At 73.6% G+C, this 6,162-nt stretch carries 5 protein-coding genes; 4 read left to right on the top strand and 1 reads right to left on the bottom strand.

The features are described from left to right. Nucleotides 1-97 precede the first annotated feature (97 nt). The gene (locus tag L615_RS02225) at nt 98-1,108 is read right to left on the bottom strand and encodes an NAD(P)/FAD-dependent oxidoreductase (RefSeq protein ID WP_186449678.1); all 1,011 of its coding nucleotides are present in this window, start codon (nt 1,106-1,108) and stop codon (nt 98-100) included. A 27-nt stretch (nt 1,109-1,135) separates the two neighbouring features. On the opposite strand from L615_RS02225, the gene L615_RS02220 reads away from it, so the two are divergent. The 4 genes from L615_RS02220 to L615_RS02205 all read left to right on the top strand — a co-directional run. Further along, nucleotides 1,136-1,576, top strand: coding sequence for a MerR family transcriptional regulator (locus L615_RS02220; RefSeq protein WP_145723968.1), 441 nt, complete (start codon nt 1,136-1,138; stop codon nt 1,574-1,576). 85 nt (nt 1,577-1,661) lie between these two features. After that, nucleotides 1,662-2,465, top strand: coding sequence for an SGNH/GDSL hydrolase family protein (locus L615_RS02215; RefSeq protein WP_036518028.1), 804 nt, complete (start codon nt 1,662-1,664; stop codon nt 2,463-2,465). Between the two features lie 59 nt (nt 2,466-2,524). Then, a complete protein-coding gene (locus tag L615_RS02210; protein WP_145723967.1) occupies nt 2,525-4,423 on the top strand; it encodes a penicillin-binding transpeptidase domain-containing protein in 1,899 nt (632 codons plus the stop codon). A gap of 273 nt (nt 4,424-4,696) precedes the next feature. Further along, the coding region (locus tag L615_RS02205; RefSeq protein ID WP_145723966.1) for an NAD-dependent succinate-semialdehyde dehydrogenase at nt 4,697-6,162 on the top strand (1,466 nt) is incomplete at its 3' end.

The following is a 6,162-nucleotide window of genomic DNA, read 5'->3' as shown; positions in this document are numbered from 1 at the left end:
GGGGGACGGACGGCTACGGTGCGCGGCCGCCGAGAACTCCCACGATGCCCAGCCCCCTCTGTGTCGGAGATCGGAGACCAGCCCCGCAAGGCGAGACCTACGCCATCCGCTCCAGCGCAGCGTCCTGCACGCACGCGGCGGCGGCGAGCAGGCCGGCGGAGGCGGCGACGAGGACCGAGGCCATCGGCATGGGCAGGCCGGGGCCCTGGGCCATGTCGCCGGCGGCGTAGACGCCCGGCACACTGGTGCGGCCGAAGGCGTCGACGACGACGGCGCCCATCTCGGAGAGCTCGACGCCGAGCTGGGCGGCGTGCGGGGCGGCCAGCGCCCAGTCGGTCTTCACGAAGAGCCCGCCCAGGGCGACCGAGTCGCTGTCCTCGACGTCGACGACGAGGCCCTCGCCCTCGCGGCGTACGGCGGCCACCCGCCCGGGCACGACCGGGACGCCGAGCCGCTCGAGGGTCGTCGCGGTCGCGTCGTCCAGCACGTCGCCGTGCGCGAGCACCACGACCTCGCTCGCGATCGGGCCGACCATCGAGGCCATCGCAGCGACGTGGGCGGCGGAGCCGAGGATGCCGACCCGGGTGCCCGAGAACTCGTGGCCGTGGCAGAACGGGCAGTGCGCGACCAGGTCGCCGAACTCCTCGGCCACGCCGGGCACGTCCGGCAGGGTGTCGTGCACGCCGCTGGCGAGCAGCACGCGGCGGGCGCGGACCGGGTCCTCGCCGGCGAGCTCGACGAGGAAGTCGCCGGCCTCGCCGGAGATGCGCAGCACCTCGGCGTCGCGGAGCTCGACGTCGGCGTACGCCTCGACGTCCTTGCGGGCGGCCGTGCGCAGCTCGGCGGGCGGCGCGCCGTCGTGGCCGAGGAAGTTGTGCATGTGGCCGGTCGGGTCGTTCCGGTAGCGGTCGGTGCCGACGACCAGGGTCGACCGATGCATCCGGCCGAGGGTCTGGGCCGCCTGGAGGCCGGCGGAGCCGGCGCCGACGACCACGACGTCCCAGGTCGGGGTGTCGCTGCCTGTGTCGCTGCCTGTGTCGATGCCTGTGTCGATGTCGGTGTCGATGTCGGTGTCTGTGTCGGTGTGCTTGGTCAGGTCCTTGTCCATGACGCCACGATGTGACTTCATGTGAACATGAAGTCAAGCCACCGGAACATCCGCTGGGCGATCGGCGAGCTCGCCGACCGGTTCGACCTCGAGACCCACGTACTGCGGCACTGGGAGGACCGCGGCCTGCTGGCGCCCGAGCGGGACTCCGCGGGGCGACGGGTCTACACCGAGGACGACGCCTACCGGGTCGCGACCATCCTCGCCAGCAAGGCGTCCGGGATGAGCCTGGAGCAGATCCGCACCCTCCTCGACGCCTCGACCGACGGGCGGCGCGACGCGCTGCGCGCCCACCTCGAGGAGATCGACCGCCGCCAGGCCGAGATCGACCGCTCCCGGCACCTCACCCAGCACGCGCTCGAGTGCCGCGCCCACGACATCGCCGCCTGCCCGGGCTTCCAGGCCCACGTCGAGGACATCGTCGCCGGAGCGAAGCGGGGCATCGCGTTCGCCGGACCGCCGCGCTAGCCCGACCGGTCTGGCCGGCCTTCCGCGGACCGCCCCATCGGTGGTGTAGTGACCGAGGTCACACTCCTGCTCCCGAAGGGCCACCATGTCTCGGACGTTCCGCCTCCTGCTCTCCCTCGCCTCGGTGCTGGCCGCGGCGCTCGCCGGCCTCGTCGCCGTCGCGCCCGCAGCCCACGCCGCGCCGTCGTACGTCGCGCTCGGCGACTCCTACGCCTCCGGCACCGGCACCCGCAGCTACATCTCCGACGGCACCACCTGCCAGCGCTCGACCTACGCCTACCCGAAGCTGGTCGCGGCCGCGCGCGGCTACAGCCTCAACTTCAAGGCGTGCGCCGGTGCGACGACGAGCACCGTCACCAGCGGCCAGCTCAGCGCGCTGAGCTCGAGCACGGCGTACGTGACGATCTCGGTCGGCGGCAACGACGCCGGCTTCACCAGCGTGCTCACCGAGTGCGCCAAGCCGGGCTGGATGTCGAACTGCGACGGCAAGATCAACACCGCCCAGGCGTTCATCAACAACACCCTGCCCGGTCGGCTGAGCACGCTCTACGCGTCGATCCGCAGCAAGGCGCCCAACGCCGTCGTCGTGGTCGTCGGCTACCCGCGGCTCTTCATGGGCGAGGACTGCAACGCCGCCACCTGGTTCAGCCCTGCCGAGGAGACCCGCCTCAACCAGACCGCCGACCTGCTCAACAGCAAGCTGTCCGCAGCAGCCAGTGCCCGCGGCTTCCGGTTCGCCAACCCGACCTCGCGCTTCGTCGGCCACGCCGTGTGCGACGACCCCGAATGGCTCAACGGGCTCTCCAGCCCGATCAGTGAGAGCTACCACCCGAACCGGCTCGGCCACTCCTCCGGCTACAAGCCGCTGGTCCAGGGCCTGCTCGGCTGACTGCCGCAGGGCGCCACGCCAGCCGGGCCCCCGTCGGGCCCGGCTGGTAGAACGGCTGCATGCGGCGACTCTCGGCAGCCACGGCCCTCCTCCTCGTGCCCGCCTCCGGCCTGGCCGCGTGCTCCAGCACGGACGACGACGGGGCCCGCGCCGCAGCGGAGGAGCTCGCCGCCGCGCTCGCCGAGGCCGCGGCCGGAGCGGAGGACGACCCGCTCGCCGCCGTCGACTGGCGCGGAGCCAACGCCGCGGCCGTGGCGGAGGAGTACGCCGCCGTGGTGGCCGGGATGGACGGGCTCGCCCCGACCGTCACCGTCGCCGAGGTGGACGCCGGCGCCGAGCAGCCCACGGCGACCCTGGCCTGGTCGTGGCCGGTCGTCGAGGGCGAGCAGTGGACCTACGAGACGACCGTCGACCTCGCCGAGGGCGAGGAGTGGACGGTGGCGTGGGACCCGGCCGTCGTCGAGCCCGGGCTCGAGGAGGGCGACACCCTCGACGTGCGCACCCTGCCGTCGAAGCGCGGCGACATCACCGGCGCCGGAGGCCGGGCGATCGTCACCGAGCGGCCGGTGGTCCGGGTCGGGATCGACAAGACCAAGGTGCCGGCCCGCCGGGCCGTGACGTCTGCCCGTGCGCTGGCGCAGCTGCTCGACATCCAGGTGGCGCCGTACGTGAAGGCGGTGCGCGACGCCGGCGACAAGGCGTTCGTCGAGGCGATCACCTTCCGTGCCGACGACGTGCCGGCGGAGGTGCGCTCCGGCCTGCCCGACATCGCCGGGGCCCACCAGGTCAGCGCGGACCTCGCCCTCGCGCCGACCCGCGACTTCGCCGCGCCGATCCTGGGTCGCGTCGGCCCGGTCACCGCCGAGATGGTCGAGGAGGACCCCGAGGCCTACCGCCCCGGCGACGTCGCCGGCGTCTCCGGCCTGCAGGCGCGGTACGACGACCGGCTGCGCGGCACCCCCGGCCGGGTCGTCAGCGCGGTGCCGGCCGACGGCGGCGAGGAGCGCGAGCTCTTCCGGGTCGACGCGACCGACGGCGAGCCGCTCGCGCTGACCCTCGACCAGCGCCTGCAGTCGCTCGCCGAGCAGGTCCTGGGCGGGGTCCGGCCGGCCAGCGCCCTCGTCGCCGTCCGCCCCAGCGACGGGGCGATCCTCGCCGCCGCCAACGGCTCGGGCACCGGCGGGCAGAACCACGCCACCTTCGGCCAGTTCGCCCCCGGCTCGACCTTCAAGGCCGTCACCTCGCTCGCCCTGCTGCGAGCCGGCCTGACGCCGACCACGCCGGTCCAGTGCCCGGCCACCACCGTCGTCGACGGCAAGCAGTTCAAGAACTACTCCGACTACCCGTCCTCCGCGATCGGCACGATCCCGCTGGAGGAGGCGATCGCCCAGTCCTGCAACACCGCGCTCATCAACGCCCGCGACGAGCTCGCCGACGGCGACCTCGCCGACGCTGCCGCCAGCCTCGGGCTCGGCATCGACCACGACCTCGGGTTCCCGGCCTACTTCGGGGAGGTGCCGCCCCCGGCCAGCGAGACCGAGGGCGCCGCGGACCTGATCGGGCAGGGCAAGGTGCTCGCCTCGCCGATGGCGATGGCGGCCGTCGCCGCGAGCGTGCAGGCCGGCACGACCGTCGTACCCCGCCTGGTGGAGGACGTCGACGTCTCCGTGCCGAAGGAGGCGAAGCCGCTGAGGAAGCAGGAGGCGCGCCAGCTGAAGGCGATGCTGCGCCGGGTGGTGACCAACGGCAGCGGGCGCGGCCTCGCCGACGTCCCGGGCCCGCCGGTCATCGCCAAGACCGGCACGGCGGAGTACGCCGACGGCGGCACCGTGCGCACCCACGCCTGGATGATCGCGGCCCAGGGCGACCTCGCCGTGGCGGTCTTCGTGCAGACAGGCCAGTCCGGCTCGCAGACCGCCGGGCCGCTGCTCGAGGCGTTCCTGCGCGGCGCCCGCTGACCCCCGGGAAAGGCGCCCAAAACGGGAGCGAGCCCCTCATTGCATGGGGTCAACGAGGGGCTCTTGTCGTCTCGGTGCTCCCTCCGAAGTACGACAGGTCCACTGTAACCCCGCACCCAACCCGGTCAAGGCCCACCCCGGCAGATTCCACCGTTCGACCACCGGGCCCGGGACGAAGGTCCCGGGTGCCGATGACCGGTCCCGGTCATCCGGTCCCGGTCGACCGGCGCCGACTCCTGCCGCGTGTGCCCGGGCAGGTGCCAGAGTGGGGCCATGACCTTCCGTGAACGCCTCGGCCACCTGCTTCCGGAGTCGCGTCGCCAGCTGTTCGTCGGCGGCGCCTGGGTGCCGGGAGGAGGCGGGCGCCTCGACGTCATCGACCCGGCGGACGGCTCGGTGCTCAGCGACGTCGCCGACGGCACCCTCGACGACGCCCGGGCCGCGCTGGACGCAGCGGTCGCGGCGCAGGCGGACTGGGCGGCGACCGCACCGCGCGACCGCGGCGAGGTCCTGCGCCGTGCCTTCGAGCTGGTCACCTCCCACGCCGAGGACCTGGCGCTCGTGATGAGCCTGGAGATGGGCAAGCCGCTCGCCGAGGCGAAGGGCGAGGTGACCTACGGCGCCGAGTTCCTGCGCTGGTTCTCCGAGGAGGCGGTGCGCATCCACGGCCGCTGGATGCACAACCCGGCGGGCGGGAGCCGGCTGCTGACGGTCCGCAAGCCCGTCGGCCCCTGCCTCTTCATCACGCCGTGGAACTTCCCGCTCGCGATGGGCACCCGCAAGATCGGCCCGGCCGTCGCCGCCGGCTGCACCATGGTCGTCAAGCCGGCCGCGCAGACGCCGCTGACGATGCTCTACCTCGCCGCCCTGCTCGACGAGGCCGGACTGCCGGCCGGCGTGCTCAACGTCGTCACCACCAGCGACTCCGGCGGCCTCAGCAGCACCCTGCAGGCCGACCCGCGGCTGCGGAAGGTCAGCTTCACCGGGTCCACCGGCGTCGGGAGGAAGATCGTCGAGCAGTCCGCCGGCCAGCTCCAGCGGGTGTCGATGGAGCTGGGCGGCAACGCCCCCTTCCTCGTGTTCGTCGACGCCGACCTCGACGCCGCCGTCGAGGGCGCGATGATCGCCAAGATGCGCAACATGGGCGAGGCCTGCACCTCGGCCAACCGCTTCATCGTCGAGGAGCCGGTCGCGGAAGAGTTCGGCCGCCGCCTCGCCGAGCGGATGGGGTCGCTGCGGGTCGGGCGCGGGCAGGACGCCGGCGTCCAGGTCGGTCCGCTCATCGACGAGAAGGCCGTCGCCTCCGTGTCGGCCACGGTCACCGACGCCGTCGAGCGGGGTGCCCGCGTGCTGACCGGCGGGGAGGCGCCCGAGGGCGACGGGTACTTCTTCACCCCCACCGTCCTCGTCGACGTCCCCGAGGACGCGGACGCCGTGACCACCGAGATCTTCGGCCCCGTCGCGCCGATCACGACCTTCAACAGCGAGGACCACGCGATCGCGCTCGCGAACGCCACCGAGTACGGCCTCGCCGCCTACGCCTACACCCGCGACCTCGCCCGCACCATCCGGCTGGCCGAGCGGCTCGAGACCGGGATGCTCGGCATCAACACCGGTCTGGTCTCCAACCCCGCTGCGCCCTTCGGCGGCGTGAAGGCGAGCGGCTACGGCCGCGAGGGCGGGTTCGAGGGCATCGAGGAGTACCTCGACACCACCTACGTCGCCTTGCCGGTCGACTG

The sequence above is a fragment of the Nocardioides sp. J9 genome, from assembly GCF_007829375.1.
Taxonomy (GTDB): domain Bacteria; phylum Actinomycetota; class Actinomycetes; order Propionibacteriales; family Nocardioidaceae; genus Nocardioides.
This window is presented reverse-complemented; position numbering and strand designations above follow the sequence as displayed.